This window comes from Nocardia sp. NPDC057663, assembly GCF_042799895.1.
Classification (GTDB): Bacteria; Actinomycetota; Actinomycetes; order Mycobacteriales; family Mycobacteriaceae; genus Nocardia.
Genome location: NZ_JBHVHX010000002.1, coordinates 13156 through 28982, shown reverse-complemented (window position 1 = coordinate 28982; position 15827 = coordinate 13156). Strand labels below are relative to the sequence as shown.

General features: G+C 68.1%; 16 protein-coding genes. 9 read left to right on the top strand and 7 right to left on the bottom strand.

Annotated elements, in window-relative coordinates; all coding sequences use genetic code 11:
* The first annotated feature begins 20 nt into the window (after positions 1-20).
* The 5 genes from ACFVAV_RS04825 (at position 21) to ACFVAV_RS04805 (ending at position 5335) form a co-directional block, all read left to right on the top strand.
* Entirely contained in the window at positions 21-971 is a 951-nt protein-coding gene (locus tag ACFVAV_RS04825) for a LysR substrate-binding domain-containing protein (RefSeq protein WP_379030095.1), read from the top strand.
* 235 nt (positions 972-1206) lie between these two features.
* On the top strand, positions 1207-2577 hold the full coding sequence (locus tag ACFVAV_RS04820; protein ID WP_379030092.1) for an ATP-binding protein: 1371 nt from the start codon (positions 1207-1209) through the stop codon (positions 2575-2577).
* Positions 2578-2638: 61 nt separating this feature from the next.
* On the top strand, positions 2639-3514 hold the full coding sequence (locus ACFVAV_RS04815) for an ABC transporter permease (RefSeq protein ID WP_379030090.1): 876 nt from the start codon (positions 2639-2641) through the stop codon (positions 3512-3514).
* Positions 3507-4340, top strand: coding sequence for an ABC transporter permease (locus tag ACFVAV_RS04810; RefSeq protein ID WP_379030087.1), 834 nt, complete (start codon positions 3507-3509; stop codon positions 4338-4340). The genes ACFVAV_RS04815 and ACFVAV_RS04810 overlap by 8 nt, the downstream gene beginning before the upstream one ends.
* Before the next feature lie 2 nt (positions 4341-4342).
* Positions 4343-5335, top strand: coding sequence for an ATP-binding cassette domain-containing protein (locus tag ACFVAV_RS04805; RefSeq protein ID WP_379030084.1), 993 nt, complete (start codon positions 4343-4345; stop codon positions 5333-5335).
* Between the two features lie 7 nt (positions 5336-5342).
* On the opposite strand, the gene ACFVAV_RS04800 is transcribed toward ACFVAV_RS04805, so the two are convergent.
* Positions 5343-5663 carry a hypothetical protein gene (locus ACFVAV_RS04800; protein WP_379030081.1) on the bottom strand — a complete coding sequence of 107 codons (321 nt, stop codon included), beginning with the start codon at positions 5661-5663 and terminating at the stop codon, positions 5343-5345.
* A gap of 355 nt (positions 5664-6018) precedes the next feature.
* On the opposite strand from ACFVAV_RS04800, the gene ACFVAV_RS04795 reads away from it, so the two are divergent.
* Positions 6019-6549 carry a DUF4254 domain-containing protein gene (locus ACFVAV_RS04795; RefSeq protein WP_379030078.1) on the top strand — a complete coding sequence of 177 codons (531 nt, stop codon included), beginning with the start codon at positions 6019-6021 and terminating at the stop codon, positions 6547-6549.
* 3 nt (positions 6550-6552) lie between these two features.
* Here ACFVAV_RS04795 and ACFVAV_RS04790 read toward each other — a convergent pair whose 3' ends face one another.
* Genes ACFVAV_RS04790 through ACFVAV_RS04780 form a run of 3 tightly spaced genes read right to left on the bottom strand, consistent with a single transcriptional unit; the run spans position 6553 to position 9152 of the window.
* Entirely contained in the window at positions 6553-6897 is a 345-nt protein-coding gene (locus ACFVAV_RS04790; RefSeq protein WP_379030076.1) for a hypothetical protein, read from the bottom strand.
* Positions 6898-8046, bottom strand: coding sequence for a fatty acid desaturase family protein (locus ACFVAV_RS04785; protein ID WP_379030073.1), 1149 nt, complete (start codon positions 8044-8046; stop codon positions 6898-6900).
* 14 nt (positions 8047-8060) lie between these two features.
* Positions 8061-9152, bottom strand: a complete 1092-nt coding sequence (locus tag ACFVAV_RS04780) for a ferredoxin reductase (RefSeq protein ID WP_379030070.1) — start codon at positions 9150-9152, stop codon at positions 8061-8063.
* Between the two features lie 143 nt (positions 9153-9295).
* On the opposite strand from ACFVAV_RS04780, the gene ACFVAV_RS04775 reads away from it, so the two are divergent.
* Positions 9296-9943, top strand: coding sequence for a TetR family transcriptional regulator (locus ACFVAV_RS04775; protein WP_379030067.1), 648 nt, complete (start codon positions 9296-9298; stop codon positions 9941-9943).
* A 125-nt stretch (positions 9944-10068) separates the two neighbouring features.
* Here ACFVAV_RS04775 and ACFVAV_RS04770 read toward each other — a convergent pair whose 3' ends face one another.
* Positions 10069-11397: an MFS transporter gene (locus ACFVAV_RS04770; RefSeq protein ID WP_379030064.1), complete on the bottom strand. Its 1329-nt coding sequence runs from the start codon at positions 11395-11397 to the stop codon at positions 10069-10071.
* 114 nt (positions 11398-11511) lie between these two features.
* Between ACFVAV_RS04770 and ACFVAV_RS04765 the strand changes: the two genes are divergently transcribed.
* Together ACFVAV_RS04765 and ACFVAV_RS04760 are read left to right on the top strand one after the other, a co-directional pair.
* The gene (locus ACFVAV_RS04765) at positions 11512-12066 is read left to right on the top strand and encodes a PadR family transcriptional regulator (protein WP_379030061.1); all 555 of its coding nucleotides are present in this window, start codon (positions 11512-11514) and stop codon (positions 12064-12066) included.
* Positions 12063-14093, top strand: coding sequence for an FAD-dependent oxidoreductase (locus ACFVAV_RS04760; RefSeq protein ID WP_379030058.1), 2031 nt, complete (start codon positions 12063-12065; stop codon positions 14091-14093). Before ACFVAV_RS04765 ends, ACFVAV_RS04760 begins: the two co-directional genes overlap by 4 nt.
* Positions 14094-14253: 160 nt before the next feature.
* Here ACFVAV_RS04760 and ACFVAV_RS04755 read toward each other — a convergent pair whose 3' ends face one another.
* Together ACFVAV_RS04755 and ACFVAV_RS04750 are read right to left on the bottom strand one after the other, a co-directional pair.
* On the bottom strand, positions 14254-15543 hold the full coding sequence (locus ACFVAV_RS04755; protein ID WP_379030055.1) for a phosphotransferase enzyme family protein: 1290 nt from the start codon (positions 15541-15543) through the stop codon (positions 14254-14256).
* Positions 15540-15698, bottom strand: a complete 159-nt coding sequence (locus ACFVAV_RS04750; RefSeq protein WP_379030053.1) for a hypothetical protein — start codon at positions 15696-15698, stop codon at positions 15540-15542. The genes ACFVAV_RS04755 and ACFVAV_RS04750 overlap by 4 nt, the downstream gene beginning before the upstream one ends.
* Between the last annotated feature and the right edge of the window lie 129 nt (positions 15699-15827).

The window sequence follows — 15827 nt, the reverse complement described above, 5'->3', positions numbered from 1 at the left end:
CCCGCACTAGGCTGCGCGCCATGGAGGTGCACACCCGCCAGTTGCGGTACTTCGTCGTGGTGGCCGAGGAGCTGAACTTCACCCGCGCCGCCCAGCGATTGCACGTGTCCCAGCAGGGCTTGAGCACCCAGATCACACGGCTGGAGCGGGCGCTGGACGTGGCACTGTTCGCCCGCACCACCCGCGTGGTCCGACTCACCGCCGCGGGCGAGGTGTTCCTGCAGGACGCCAGGGCGACATTGACCGGCCTGAGCACGGCGATCGAGAGAGCCAGGTCGGTGCACCGCGGCGAACGGGATCGACTGGTACTCGGACTGCTGGAAGGTGGTGCACTCACCCTGACCGAGCCGATCCTGTCGGCGTTCCGGGAACGTCATCCCGAGGTGACGGTGGAGCTGCGGCATTTCAGCTACGAGGACCCGGCCGTCGGGTTGACCGACGGTTCGGTCGACGTGGCGTTCGCCCGGCGCCCGTTCGTCGACGACGGCGTGCGATTCGAGCCGCTGTTCACCGAACCGCTGATGGTGATGCTGCCGTCGAGCCATCGGCTGGCGGACCGCACCGAGGTCTCGGCGCGCGAACTGCTCGACGAACCACTGCTCGGCGCCGCCACCCCGGACCCGGTCTGGAATGCCTACTGGGAGCTGGCCGACCATCGGGACGGGCGGCCCGCGCCCGTGGTCGGCCGGTCGACCTCCCTGCTCGAGGAACTGAACAAGGTCGCGACCGGCGTCGGGATCGTCTTGACCGCGGCGTGCGCCCGATGGATTCCGTTTCCCCGGGTCCGGTTGGTCCCGGTGGCCGACACCCCGCCGAACGAGGTCGCGGTCGGCTGGCGCGCCGACCACGAGACACCGCTGGTCTGCTCCTTCGTCGAGATCGCCCGATCGGTGCGCGAGGCACACCCCGACCTCGTCCGCGAGCTCCAGGAACCCGACTTCGCGGACTGTTCGGTGCCGCCCCAGCTCTGACCGCCGAAACTGCCGTGACCTGCGGCGACGTTCCAGCACAGCGGTGCGATGACGGCGACACACCCGGGTACGGGTAACCTTCCCCTCATGTGGATCATTCTCGCCATTTCCGTGGTCAGCTCCGTGATCATTGCGATCCTGTTCGCCACCGGATTCCCGGAGCACTGACGACATTCCGGTAGCTGTCGCATAGCTACCCGGCCTCGATTCCGGGGTCAGGTGAGAAGATCAGTGGGTGCCGACCAATAGCCAGCCCAGGGCGCGGTCCGACGACGGCCGCTCGTTCGTAGTCTCCGATGCCACCGGCAGCGCGCTGGTCGCCGGTTCGCTGGCCGTGATCGTCGCGGCCGAACGCCGTCAGCTCGTCCTCGTCGAGGAGCGGTCGGAGACGACACCGGCTCGCCTGCGCGGCCGTCTGATCGGCGAGTTGGTCGACGACGGCATCGACGTTCGCGCGGGCTACGCGTTCACCGACGGCGCGGTCGAGATGGTCGACGCCGCGACGGTCCGGACCCTGCACGAGACGACCGGTGCTCTGCTCGACGTCGGGGTGAACCTCACCCCGCCCGGCGGACCGGCCCGGCTGCTGCCCAAGCGATTCAACCGGCACACCTTCTGGTGTGGTCAGAGCGGTTCCGGCAAGACCTACGCGCTCGGTGTCGTGCTCGAACAGGTGATCGCGCACACCGCGCTGCCCGTGGTGATCTTCGACCCCAATTCCGATTTCGTCCGGCTCGGCGAGACCGCCCCGGACGCGAGCGGCCCCACTGCCGACGCGCTGCGCGCCCGCGACATCCGGGTGCTGCGCCCGCACTCCGGGCAGCCGCTGCGGGCCAGGTTCACCACGCTGCCGCTGACCTCCAAAGCCGCGATCCTGCAGGTCGATCCGATCGCCGACCGGGAGGAGTTCAACGAGCTGATCCATCTCGCCGACCAGCTCGCCGCCGCCGAACTCGACGACTCCCTGCCCGCACTGAAACTCTCGGACTCCGCGGCGCAGCGGCGCCTCGCCATGCGGATCGAGAACCTCGGGCTGCTCGACTGGGAGGTGTGGGCGCGCCAGGATCGGGCGGTGACCGAGGTCGTCGACGAGCGACCTGATGCCACCGTCCTGGATCTGGGTGGATTCTCCACGGCCGCACAGCAACTCGTCGTCGCGCTGGCCCTGCTCGACGACCTGTGGGCACGGCGGGAGGAACGGCGGCCCGTCCTGCTCGTCATCGACGAGGCACACAATCTGGCCTCGCCCCGGCTGGATTCGCCGATCGCCGTCGCGGTGCGCGAGCGGTTGATCCAGATCGCCGCCGAGGGCCGCAAATTCGGCCTCTGGCTGCTGCTCTCGACACAGCGGCCGTCGAAGGTGCACCCCGGCCTCATCTCCCAGTGCGACAACCTCGCCCTGATGAAGATGACCTCGCCCGTCGACCTCGCCGAACTCGGCACCTACTTCGGCTACGCGCCGTCGGCCCTGCTCGACCGCTCACCCTGGTTCCGCCAGGGTGAGGCCCTGTTCGCCGGTGGTTTCGTCCCCGCGCCCGCCCTGGTGAAGGTGAATACGCGGATCACGCCGGAGGGCGGCAGCGACGTCGGGGTGCCGCTGCGCTGAGCAGTCGCGATAGAGCCGTTTTCGTCCGGATCGCGGTGGGGCCGCCTAGAGTTGACTGATTGTGCGGGGCGATGTGGAGGGGGACGGCCGGCTTGCCATCGCGGTGGGCCGCTGCTCGTTCCGCCGCCGCAGGCCGAGCGCTGCCGGAGTGTACTGGAAGCTGGCGCGGGCCGGGTTCAAACGGCAGGCGCAGTACAAGCTGGCGATGTTCGCCGGACTGTTCACCAACTGTGTGTTCGGTTTCGTCCGCGCGGCGGTGATGGTGGCCGCGGTCCGCGCGGCGGGCGATTTCGGCGGCTACGACGAGGGAACCATCGGCGCCTACGTGTGGCTCTCGCAGGCACTGCTCGGCGCGACGCAGTTCATGGGGCCGCCGATCGACCTGGTCGAGCGGATCAAGACCGGTGATGTCGCCATCGATTTCCTGCGCCCGGTCGACGTCCAGCTCGGCTACCTGGCCACCGACATGGGCAGGGCCGCCTGCACCTTCCTGCCGCGCGGCGTGCCGAGCATCGTCATCGGCGCGGCGACCTTCGGCCTGTCGATGCCGACCACGCCGGTGGCCTACCTGCTCGGGCTGGTCAGTGTGCTGCTCGCGGTGGCGCTGTCGTTCCTGTGCCTGTTCGCGGTGGCGCTGATCGGGTTCTGGGTGGTGGAGATACGCGGGATCCGGGTGCTGTACCAGATCGTCGGCACCTTCCTCGCAGGCCTTTTCGTCCCGGTCCACATGTTTCCCGACTGGTTGCGGACCACCGCCATGGCTACCCCGTTTCCTTCCATCCTGCAAGCACCGATCGATACGCTGTCGGGGCGGGTAACCGGGATGGATGCCGTGATCACCGTTGCGGCGCAAGGCTTCTGGGTCCTGCTGATCGGACTTCTCGGCAGAGTGTTGCTGCGAGCAGGACAACGCAGGCTGGAGGTACAGGGTGGCTGAACCCGATTCCGCGCGCATCGTGTCCGGGACCTGGTTCACCCCCTATCTCGCAGTATTGCGTTCGCGTGTGAAAGCACAGCAGGTGTACCGGCTCTCGTTCGCCACCGAGGTGTTCAGCGCCTTCCTCATCGGACTGGTCGAGTTCGCCGAGGTGTGGGTGATCTTCCACAATGTCGGCACGCTCGGCGGTCTGGACACCAATGCGGCACTGTTGCTGTTCGGGCTGTCGAACACCTCGTTCGCGCTGGCCCAGGTGCTGGTCGGGCATCTGGACTCGCTGCCGGAGATGATCCGGATGGGCACCCTCGACGCCTACCATCTGCGCCCGCAACCGCTGCTACTCCAGCTGATCACCAGCGATATCTCCTTACGCAGGCTCGCCAGAGCGGCCGTCGCGGTGATCGTGCTCGCCGTGGGGTTGTGGCGCAACGAAATCGACTGGGGCATCGCCCCGGTTACCTTGATCGTGATCACCCTGCTGAGCGGAATCGCGCTGTTCTGTGGCCTTTTCGTATGCGCAGCCGGACTACAGTTCTTCCTGATCGACGGTGCCGAGCTCACCAACAGCTTCACCTACGGCGGTTCGTTCGCCGCGATGCAGCCTGCCTCGGTGTTCCCCGCGCCGCTGAAGCTGTTGTTCGGGTTCGCGATTCCCGTCGCGTTCACCGCCTACGTGCCGACGATAGCGCTGCTCGGTCTCCCGGGACCGCCGCTGTTGCCCGCGTGGTCGGCCTGGCTGACACCGGTCGCGGCGGCGTGGGTGTGGTTGCTGGCGTTCGCAGCGTGGCGGATAGGGACGAGGCACTATCAGGGAGGAGGGGGATAACGATGGACGAGCACAGCGGGTCGGAACAGATCATCGACATCGACGACCTCACCCGGCAGTTCACGGTCTACCGCAAGAACGGCAGCCGCTGGCGCAGACACCGGGACACGATCACCGCCGTCGACCGGATGAGTTTCCGGATCGAACGCGGGTCGGCGGTCGGCTATATCGGCGCCAACGGCGCGGGCAAGTCGACGACGATCAAGATGCTCACCGGCATCCTGGTGCCGACCACCGGCACCGTCCGCACCTGCGGCCTGGAACCGGTACGCCAGCGCAAGGAACTGGCCTCGCGGATCGGCGTCGTGTTCGGGCAGCGCTCCCAGCTGTGGTGGGATCTGCCACTGCACGAATCGTTTTCGATCCTGGCGGCGATCCACCGCCTCGACCCCGACATCGCCGACAAGCGCACGCACGAGCTGGTCGAGCAGCTCGAGATGGCCGACACCCTCGACACCCCGGTGCGCCAGCTCTCGCTCGGTCAGCGCATGCGCGCCGAAGTGGCTGCCGCGCTATTACATTCGCCGGAACTGGTGATCCTGGACGAGCCGACGATCGGCCTGGACGTGCTGTCCAAGCAGCGGCTGCGCGAATTCCTGCGGGCCGAGCGAATCGAACGCGGGACGACGCTGCTGCTCACCACCCACGACATGGGCGATATCGAGCGGCTCTGCGATCGGGTCCTCGTCGTCGATCACGGCAGGCTGGTGTACGACGGTTCACTGACCGGACTCGGCGCCACCGTCGGCGCCCGCCGGGTGCTCGTGGTGGATCTGGCCGCGCCGACACCGGATCTCGACGATCTGCCGTGCGGCGCGCAACTGCTGTCCAGCGAGGCGGGCGGCATGCGCCAGCGACTCGCGTTCGACGCCGAGCACACCACGGCGGCGGCGCTGCTCGCATCGGTCTCGGATCGGGCGCAGGTGCGTGACCTGTCGATCGAGGAGCCCGGCATCGAGGACGTGGTGCGCCGGATCTACGAGTCGGCGCGCTGAGGCGGGTTCAGCTCGGCGCGTTCGGATTTCCGGAGTACAGGCTGATCTCGCCGCTCTCCCCGAGGAAGGCGTTGACCAGCATGATCCGCTGCGCCTGCAGGTCGGAGTCCTCGGGCGCGCTGGTGGTGATCGAGATCTGCGGGATGGCAGCCCAGTTCACCACGTAGCGCTCGGGCGGGCCGTCGTCGTCGGACAGCCGGGCGATCCGGAACACCGAGACGGCGCGCCGCTCCATGAGGTCGCCGACGACGTCGGCGATTCGCTGCGGGTCTTCCAGGGCGAACAGGAACCCGAAGGTCAGCTCGGGCGAGGACACATAGGCGGGCACATTTGTCGAGGTTAGTGCATGTAGCGGTGTCCGCGGCGAGCCGCAGGCGATCGGATTGCCGGAAATGCGCCGATAAGTAACACCGCGGACGTCTCGTGGTGACCCGGCCGTAACGGTCGATAACAATTTCCGCCGACCCCGGAATTCGTACACCATACTATTGCGCGGTCGCGCCGAATCGCGCTTTCCTGAGAGTGTCCCGATTTTCCCCGGGCCGTCTTCCTCACCGCAGCGTCGCGGATATTCGTCGACGCCCGGGCGGGGCTACGCCGGTGCCGGGGAGTGCACCTCCCCCGAATCCTCCCCGGCTCTGGCGTATCCATGCACGAATTCAGCGTATTCAGGGGCGTGCACCATGCCGATCGATCCCGGCCATCGTGTGGATGCCGCGCAACTCCCGCCGCCCTCGGCGCTGTTGCGGGCTTTTCTGGAACCCAGCGACCCCGACCCGTTACGGCACCGGGTGCTCGACGCGGCGGCCCGGCTCGCCCGCTGCCACGACCGCAGGCGCACGGCGATCGAGGCGGCGCGCGCACCGGAGGCGCCGAGCAGCCGGGTCGCGGCCTGCGGCAGGCTCATCGACGACATCGACCACGATCGCGCCGCCCTCATCACCCGCATCGACGATTGGGTCGCCGCCAATGTGGCGCACCGGGAAGGCGCTTCCCTGCACACCGAGACTCTCGGCGCGGTGATCGACCGGATGGCAGCGAAATGGATCGCCGCCCAGCAGGCGCTGGGCGGCGATCCGGTCGAGCCGACGACACCGCGGCAGTGGGAGGCCCGGATCCATCTGCACTGGTCCCGGCTGGCCGAATTGACCGACGGCTACCGGGATCTGATCACCGATGTCACTGAGCACCGCAGGCGGTTGCCGGTGTGGTGACGCTCAGTTCTTGTCGCCCGGAGCCGGCTCGGCGTCGACCGACTCGGTGACCTCGGCCTCGACGAACACGGTGGCCGCGGCGGCGTCGTCGCCCGCCGGGGCGACCGGATCCTCGGCCTCGACGAACTCGCCGTAGGCGCGCTCGTCGTCTCGCTGCTGTTCGGCGTCCCGGCGGGCGGCCGCGGCGGCCTCGTTCATCTCGATCGCGTCGGTGACGAACTCGCCGATCTCGCGCGCGACCTCGGCGACCGCCCCGGTGATCAGCGTGGCGATATTGCCGACGTGCCTGGCACCGGATGAGGTCAATTCCTGGACGAGATCTTTGTTGCTTTCGAATTTGCCGATCATTTACACGCCCACTTCGGTTGCCTTCCGATTACGCACAACGATAACACCGGGGGTGGGTGCCCTCTTGACGAAGCGATCCGGCACCGACAGCAGGAAGATCTTGGCCCAGACCGAGCCGATCTGCTTGGCGAAACGGCCGGTGTTGTAGGGCAGGCCGTACTTCTCGGCCAGCGCCTTCACCTCGGGCGCCATCTCCGGGTACCGGTTGGCCGGGATGTCCGGGAACAGGTGGTGCTCGATCTGGTGCGACAGGTTGCCCGACATGATGTGGAACAGCTTGGAGCCCTTGATGTTGGCCGAGCCGAGCATCTGCCGGACGTACCACTCACCGCGGGTCTCGACCTCGGTCTCCTCCTTGGTGAACGTCTGTACACCAGCCGGGAAGTGACCGCAGAAGATGATCGAGAAGGTCCACAGGTTGCGCACCAGGTTGGCCGCGGCGTTGCCCGCCAGGGTGTGCAGGAACAGCGGGCCGGTCAGCGCGGGGAAGACCACGTAGTCCTTGAGGACCTGCTTGCCCGCCTTCTTGCCCTGCCCCTTGAGCAGCGGCTTGAGGTCGGACCACTTGCGCTTGCCCTTGATGATGTTGTCGGCCTCGAGGTCGTGCACCATCACACCCCACTCGAACAGCACCATCAGCAGGAAGGCGTAGATCGGGTTGCCCAGGTAGTAGGGGTTCCACTTCTGGCCCTCGTCGATGCGCAGGATGCCGTACCCGATGTCGCGGTCCATGTCGTGGACGTTGGTGTAGGTGTGGTGCATGTAGTTGTGCGAGTGCTTCCACTGGTCGGCCGGGCAGACCGTGTCCCAGTCGAATTCGCGGGAGTTGATGCCGCGCTCACGCATCCAGTCGTACTGACCGTGCATGACGTTGTGGCCGATCTCCATGTTGTCGAGGATCTTCGACACACCGAGCGCCGCCACGCCCGCCAGCCAGAACGGCGGCAGGAAGCCCAGGTACATCAGACCGCGGCCGGCGAGCTCGAAGCCGCGCTGGGTCTTGATGATCTTGTAGATGTAGTCGCGGTCGCGTTCGCCGAGGTCGGCCTCGACGCGGGCGCGCAGTTCGTCGAGCGCCTGGCCGAGCTCCTCGACCTGCTCCGGGGTCAGGATGACCGGGCCGTCTTTGCCTTCGGTGAGGATCGTCATGGAAGGGTTCCTTTCTAGAGGGCGATGTCGACGTCGCCGACGGCCGTGTTCACGCAGATCTGGATCTGCTTGTCGGGGTCGGCGTCGAGTTCGCCGGTGCGCAGGTTGCGGGTGCAGCCGGAGACCTTGGTCGCGGTGCAGGAGAAGCAGATCCCCATGCGGCAGCCGTATTCCGGGGTCAGGCCCGCCGATTCGGCCTGTTCGAGCAGCGATGCTCCGGTGTTACCGGCGGCGACGTCGCTGCCGGAGAAGGTGATGGTGCCGGTGGCCTCGGCCGGGTCGGCCGGGACGGTGGTGAGCGTGAACTCCTCGCTGTGCACTCGATCCGCGAGATTCTCGGCCTCGAAGATCGTGTGCACCGCCCGCATCAGCGGCGGCGGACCACAGACGAAGGTCTGCGCGTCGGCGAACCAGGGGGCCACCCGCTCGAGCTCGTCGTAGTCGAAGAAGCCACTGCCGGCGGAGGTTTCGCCGTCGACGACCGTGCCCGGCTCCACCGGGTAGCGGTATTCGACCCGGACGTTGGGGCGGCGGTTCGCGATCGCGGTCAGCTCGGCACGGTGCGGCACCAGCTCGGGCTGACGGGCGTAGTGCAGGAAGGTCACGTCGCCGGTGTATCCCTCGGCGTCGAGGGTCCGCAGCATCGACAGCACCGGCGTGATGCCACTGCCACCGCTGACCAGCAGCACCTTGTCCGGCCTGCGCTCGGGCAGCGCGAAAACGCCCGCGGCGGGAGCCAGGTCGACGACCATGCCGGGCCTGGCGTGCTCGTGCAGGTAGTTCGACACCAGCCCGCCCGGATGCGCACGGACGGTGAGCTGGATGAATCGGTCGCCCCGGCTCTCCGGATCGATCGGCGAGTAGCAGCGGGTGTGCCGCACGCCGTTGATCGAGACGCCGATCTGCACGTACTGGCCCGCGGTGTGGCCGCGCCACTGCCGGGAGGCACGCAGGGTCAGCGTCACCGAGCCGGGCACCGCATGCGAGACATGGGTGACCTCGGCGCGCAGTTCCCGCGCGGTGAGCGCGGGGCTGACCAGCTCCAGGTACCGGTCCAGCGGGTGCGGCGTCGTCAACGTCTGCACCAGGTCGATCAGTCCCACCATGCGTCTTGCCCCTCTGCGGAAGTCCTGCGGCATGCGATTCATATTTCAGTGCACGCCTGTACACTCACCAGTGTGCCGGATGGACCCATCCCGCTGTCAACCGGCAAAGATGTGAGGCGGGCAACATATCCAGGGAAGCGACTATGGTGAACGGATGTATGCTCACCGATGTGACTGAGCAGGCAGGAACCCGCAACGAGCGCAAGGCGCACACCCGTGCGGCCCTCCTCGAAGGCACCCTGACGCTGGCCGCCGACCGCGGATTCGCGGCGCTGAGCCTGCGGGAGATCGCCCGCTCGGCCGGCATCGTGCCGACCGCGTTCTATCGCCATTTCGCCTCGCTCGACGATCTCGGCGCCACGCTGGTCGACGAGGGCGTGACGGCGCTGCGGTTGGCATTGCGCGAGGTCAGGCGCAAGCCGGACGCGCATCTGGTCGATACCGTGCGCTTCGTCTTCGAGCAGGTACGGGCCAAGCGCGCGCTGTTCGGCTTCCTCATCCGCGAACGCCACGGCGGGCCAGCCCCGCTGCGCCAGGCGATCGCGATGGAGATGCAGCTGATCGTGCGCGAGATCGTGGCCGATCTGTCCCGGTTGCGCGCGCTGGACAACTGGAGCACGACCGAGCTCGAGATCGCGGCCGACCTACTGGTCACCACGGTCACCGACGGCATCGCCGCCTACGTCGCCGCCTCGCCGCGCGAGGAGGCTGCGGTGGTCGCGCGCACGGTCATGCAGATGCGCCTGATCTCCTTGGGCATCGGCGGCTGGATTCCCAAAGCCGCTGACTGAGGGGTATTTCCGCTGCTGTCGCCACATGCGGTCCATGGTGTAGCACGTCCCACATCCGGCACAGCGGGTATTTCAGAGTACGGGCGTACACACAATGCGGAGCGCGCGAACCTGGTGAAGTACCACTAGGCCGCGACGGTCGCGGGCGCGCGCACCGGCAGCAACACGAGCAATCCCGCGAGCAGGACGACGAGCAACCCGGCGATCCCGGCCCGGTCATTGTGGAAGACCGCGACGAACAGGCCGAACAGCGCGGGCGCGAGGAACGACACCGCCCGTCCGGTCGTGGTGTACAGCCCGAACAGCTGACCCTCGCGTCCCGGCGGCGCCAGACGCGCCAGGAACGAGCGCGCCGAGGCCTGCGCGGGCCCGACGAACACGGTGAGCGCGAGCCCGAAGATCCAGAACATCAGCGTGCCGGACACCACGAGCAGCACCAGCCCGCACAGGATCATCCCGACCAGCGAGGCCACGATCACCCGCTTGGGCCCGAGCCGGTCGTCGAAGCGCCCCGCCGTGATCGCCGCCGCGCCCGCGACGACATTGGCGGCGATGCCGAACAGCAGCACATCGGCGTCGGCGAACCCGTACACCTGCACCGCGAGCACCGCGCCGAAGGTGAACACCCCGGCCAGCCCGTCGCGGAACACCGCGCTGGCGAGCAGGAACCACACCGTGTGCCGGTCCTGCGCCCACAGTTCCCGCACATCACGCCACAGCACGCGGTAGGAACCGAGGAAACCGGCCCGCGCCGCGCCGGGATCGGCCGTGGTGCGCGGTAGTTCGGGCACCGCGAACAGCACCGGCAGCGCGAACACCGTGAACCAGACCGCGGCGAGCACGATGGCCAGCCGGACATTGAGGCCCTGATCGGTGGGCATCCCGAGCACACCACGGGTATCGCCGTCACCCGCCAGGAACCCCACATAGCAGATCAGCAGCAGCACGATGCCGCCGAAATAGCCCATCGCCCAGCCGAATCCGGAGACCCGGCCGACCGTGGCCGGAGTCGACACCTGTCGCATCATGGCGTTGTAGGGCACCCCGGCCAGCTCGAACACCGCCGAGGCGAAGGCCAGCAGGGCAAGCCCGAACCAGAGGTCGTGGTAGTCGTCGCGGACGAAGAACATCAGCGACATCGCGCCGACGGTGAGCGCCGTCAAGGTCGCCAGCGCCCGTTTCCGGGAGCCGACGGCATCGAAGTACTGCCCGCAGACCGGCGCCGTCAGCGCGACGACCAGGCCGGCGGCGGCCAGCGCCCAGCCCAGCCAGGCGCTGGCCGGCGTCTCGCCCGGCAGGTCGTCGCCGACCTTGTCGGTGAGATACACCGAGAACACGAAGGTCAGGGTGACGGCCTGGAACGCCGACGACCCCCAGTCCCACAGCCCCCACGCCAGCACCTGCCCGCGTCCGGCCGCCTCGCCGACGGTCTCGGACGCGTTCACCTCGGTCATGGCCGAAGCGTAATGGGGATCGCGGCGCCGGGCAGGACACATCGGCGTTTCGGCACGCGCCAATTCATATGAACCTGGTTGCATAGTACCGCGCGTTCCGGATATCCTCGTCCCATGGCACTGGAGCACGCGCTGCTGGTCTCGCTCAGCGAACGGGCCGGCTCGGGCTATGAACTCGCTCGCCGATTCGACAAGTCGATCGGCTATTTCTGGAGTGCCACCCACCAGCAGATCTACCGGGTACTCAAGCGTATGGAGGATTCCGGCTGGGTGACCGTGGAATCGGTGACTCAGCAGGGAAAACCCGACAAGAAGGTGTACTCGGTCGCCCCCGCCGGCCATACCGAACTGGCCCGCTGGATCGCCGAACCCACCGAGTCCAGCCCGTCCCACGACGAGCTCGGCGTGAAGATCCGTGGCGCCGCGTACGGCGATATCGACGCCGTCTGCGCCGAGGTGGCCCGCCACCGCGCCCAGCACGCGCAGCGACTCGACGAGTACCGGCTCAGCGAAAAGAAATTCTTCCCGGCACCGGACCAGCTCTCCGGCGCCGCTCTGCACCAGTATCTGGTGCTGCGCGCGGGCATCCGCGCGGAGTCCGGCTACGTCGAATGGTGCGACGAAGTACTGCAGGCCCTGCGACCGCGAAAAGGTGACGACCGCCCATGACTGCCTACCCCCACCTGTTCGAGCCACTCGACCTCGGCCACACCACCCTGCGCAACCGTGTGGTCATGGGCTCCATGCACACCGGCCTGGAGGACCGCGCCTGGGACACCAACAAGCTGGCGGCCTACTTCGCCGAGCGCGCCCGCGGCGGTGTCGGCCTGATCATCACCGGTGGTTACGCCCCCAACCGGACCGGCTGGCTGCTCCCGTTCGGCGGCAAGCTGACCACCAAGACCGAGGCCTACCGCCACCGCAGGATCACCAAGGCGGTGCACGCCGAGGGCGGCAAGATCGCCATCCAGATCCTGCACGCCGGTCGCTATTCCTATATGCCGACCAGTGTTTCGGCCTCGGCGATCAAGTCGGCGATCAACCCGTTCAAGCCGCGCGCGCTGTCGGGCAAGGGCGTCGAGAACACCATCGACGACTACGCCCGCTGTGCCGAGCTGGCCAAGTTCGCCGGCTACGACGGCTGCGAGATCATGGGTGGTGAGGGCTATTTCATCAACCAGTTCCTCGCGCCGCGGGTGAACAAGCGCACCGACAAATGGGGTGGCACGCCGGAGAACCGGCGCAGGCTGCCCGTCGAGATCGCCAAGCGCATCCGCGCCAAGGTCGGCCCCGACTTCATCATCGTGTTCCGGCTGTCGATGGCCGAACTGGTGGAGAAGGGCCAGACCTTCGAGGAGATCATCGCCCTGGCCCAGGAATTGGAGGCCGCGGGCGTCGACATCCTCAACACCGACATCGGCTGGCACGAAGCGCGGGTGCCCACCATCGTCACCTCGGTGCCGCGCGCGGCGTTCGTCGAGTTCACCGCCAAGATCGCCCGCAAGGTGAACATCCCGGTCTGCGCGTCGAACCGGATCAACATGCCCGAGATCGCCGAGGAGATCCTCACCCGCGGTGACGCGGCGCTGATCTCGCTGGCCCGCCCGCTGCTGGCCGATCCGGAATGGGCCAACAAGGCCGAGGGTGACCGTACCGACGAGATCAACACCTGCATCGCCTGCAACCAGGCCTGCCTCGATCACGCCTTCGGCAACAAGAAGGTGTCGTGCCTGGTCAACCCGCGCGCGGGGAGCGAGACCACACTGCAATTGCTGCCGACGCGGCGCGCCAAGCGCTTCGCGGTGGTCGGCGCCGGTCCGGCCGGGCTCTCGGCCGCGGTCAGCCTCGCCGAGCGCGGCCATCACGTCGACCTGTTCGAGGCCGACGACAAGATCGGCGGCCAGTTCGACATCGCCCGCCGCATCCCCGGCAAGGAGGAGTTCGACGAGTCGATCCGCTACTTCCGCCGCAAGATCGAGCTCACCGGCGTCACCCTGCACCTCGAAAAGCGGGTCGGCGCCGACGAACTCATCGCGGGCAAGTACGACTCGGTGGTGCTGGCGACCGGTGTGCGCCCGCGCATCCCCAACATCCCCGGCATCGACCACCCGATGGTGCTGTCCTACGCCGAGCTGGTGAAGGAGGAAAAGCCGGTCGGCAAGAAGGTCGCGGTGATCGGCGCGGGCGGCATCGGCTACGACGTGAGCGAATACCTCACCGTCGACGGCCATCCCACGCTCAAGCTCGACGAGTGGAAAGAGGAGTGGGGTGTGGACTCCGAGGACGAGCAGGCCCGCGGTCAGCTCAAGGAGCCCAAGCCCTCCCCCGCCGCCCGCGACGTCGTGCTGCTGCAGCGCAAGTCGACCCCGTTCGGCAAGGACCTCGGCAAGACCTCCGGCTGGGTGCATCGCGCCGCGCTCAAGGCCAAGGGTGTCGAGCAGGTCGGCGGCGTGAACTACGAGCGCATCGACGACGCAGGCCTGCACATCAGCTTCGGTGAGAAGCGCGAGAAGCCCCGCGTCATCGAGGTCGACAATGTGATCGTCTGCGCCGGCCAGGAATCGGTGCGCGAACTCGAGGAGCCGCTGCGCGCGGCCGGCGTCGACCTGCATCTGATCGGCGGCGCCGACCTGGCCGCCGAACTCGACGCGAAGCGGGCCATCGACCAGGGCACCCGCCTGGCGGCGCGCCTGTAATCCCCGAACCCGGTCGTCCGACGCGACGGACGATCGTCGCACCGCCCCGCACACCGAACTCGCATCCGGTGCGCGGGGCGGTGTTCTGTACCGGGGCCGGACGATGCCTCGGTGGCCGAACCGCGGATCAGCACCAACGGCCGCGCCGCGCTCAGGTGAGCTATTCGGCGGCCACATCGCGGACGAGGGCGCGCAGCTCCTGTCCGGCCGGTGTCCGGAACCAGGACAGGTGACCGAGTAGCCAATCCTGGTAAGCGATCTCGGCGTTGCGTGATTCGGCGGCGATGGTCAGGAAGTAGTCGATCTCGGAGAGCTCGTAGCCGATGTGCACGAGTGGAAGCAGGTCGGCGAGCAGGTTTTGTTCGGCGCCGGACAGCGAGCGCACCGATCGGTACCCCTGGATCAGCGCGCGCACCTGATCCTCGCGGACGTGCGCCGGTCCGCCGTCACGGAGCGAAACCCAGTCCACCGCAACGCGTTCGATGGCGGTGGCGAGGTCGAAGATGGCGGTGGTCCGGTCGGCGAGGCCGAAATCGAACACCGAGGTCACCTCGTCGGATTCCCACAGCAGATTGGTCGGGTGCCAGTCACCGTGCGTCCACAGCGGGGCGACGACGGTGAGATCGACGCGCAGATCAGGGATTTCGGCACGCCACTCGCGGTCGGCGAGGAACCGTGCGACGGCCGGCCGGTGGGCGATGTGCCATTCGAAGGCGCCTGCGACGCTGTCGCCGTGCAGACTGGCCACCAGGGGACGCGCGGGGCGGACAGGCGCTTCGAAACCTGTTGCAGCCAGGTGCAATCGGGCCAGCATCATCCCGGCCGCAGTGACGTCACCCGGGTCGCGGTACGGCGTCCAGGAGAAGTCGGCACGGTACCGGTCCTCCCCCAGACCCGCACGGTGCACTTCGTAAACGAAGCCGTCGGACACTCGATCAGCTGCAGCAGCCCCGCCCTGCGCCGCGGCATACCCGGCCATCCCCTGCGGGAGCACGGTGGTGGCTCGCCACCGTATGTGGGCGGCTTCCGGTGCTCGAGCAGCGGCTCCCGGCGCCTCTGTGTCCGGCGACGAGTCGTCGGCGTCGCCTACGTGCCCGGCAGGTTCCCGCGTTAGACCGGATGGTGTGGCCCAATTACCCACGGCGGACCGCACTTCGGGCACCGGAATGCCCGCGTTGCGCAGATGCGCCATGAACCGGTGTTCCTCGGCGAGCGCCGCCTGGTCACGCAGCCGCAGCGGCAGGCGCTTCACGACAACCCGCGCGCCGTCGCTCAATCGCACGCCCACCGTCGAGGACAGCGGACGCGCGCTGCGCCATTCGATCTCGGCGGGCTCGGGTCCGCCCCAGGTCGCGGCGACAGCCCTGGCGATCTCGTCCTCGGTCGGCGAAGGCCAAGTGGGCGCGGCCGTCGGCTCATCACCCATCCCGAACACCTGCGGGTCGGTCACGACAGGCACGCTCGGGTCGGTCGAGGTCCGCCGATGCCAGGGGCCGTGGTCCAGAAGGCGGGCTGGTCGGTGAACCCGAAGGTGCGCGGCGGCTCGGTGGTGAGCGGCAGCGGCGCCTCCCGGTCGGCCCGGCTGGTTGGTGCGTCGGTCGTCATGACAGCTCTCAGCCTATGGGCCCGGCGACCGGATCTCGCGACCTCCGCGGACGACCCGCCCCGCTCGCGTCGCACCGGCCGCCCGACGTGGCCACCGCCCGGTCGACGCCGATCCCCTAAGCTCCCCGT

Coding starts and splice junctions, on each gene's coding strand:
- ACFVAV_RS04805 (WP_379030084.1), top strand. CDS start 4,343: ATGGACGAGCACAGCGGGTCGGAACAGATCATCGACATCGACGACCTC.
- ACFVAV_RS04765 (WP_379030061.1), top strand. CDS start 11,512: ATGGCACTGGAGCACGCGCTGCTGGTCTCGCTCAGCGAACGGGCCGGC.
- ACFVAV_RS04760 (WP_379030058.1), top strand. CDS start 12,063: ATGACTGCCTACCCCCACCTGTTCGAGCCACTCGACCTCGGCCACACC.
- ACFVAV_RS04795 (WP_379030078.1), top strand. CDS start 6,019: ATGCCGATCGATCCCGGCCATCGTGTGGATGCCGCGCAACTCCCGCCG.
- ACFVAV_RS04770 (WP_379030064.1), bottom strand. CDS start 11,397: ATGACCGAGGTGAACGCGTCCGAGACCGTCGGCGAGGCGGCCGGACGC.
- ACFVAV_RS04785 (WP_379030073.1), bottom strand. CDS start 8,046: ATGACGATCCTCACCGAAGGCAAAGACGGCCCGGTCATCCTGACCCCG.
- ACFVAV_RS04750 (WP_379030053.1), bottom strand. CDS start 15,698: ATGACGACCGACGCACCAACCAGCCGGGCCGACCGGGAGGCGCCGCTG.
- ACFVAV_RS04775 (WP_379030067.1), top strand. CDS start 9,296: ATGGTGAACGGATGTATGCTCACCGATGTGACTGAGCAGGCAGGAACC.
- ACFVAV_RS04790 (WP_379030076.1), bottom strand. CDS start 6,897: ATGATCGGCAAATTCGAAAGCAACAAAGATCTCGTCCAGGAATTGACC.
- ACFVAV_RS04825 (WP_379030095.1), top strand. CDS start 21: ATGGAGGTGCACACCCGCCAGTTGCGGTACTTCGTCGTGGTGGCCGAG.
- ACFVAV_RS04780 (WP_379030070.1), bottom strand. CDS start 9,152: ATGGTGGGACTGATCGACCTGGTGCAGACGTTGACGACGCCGCACCCG.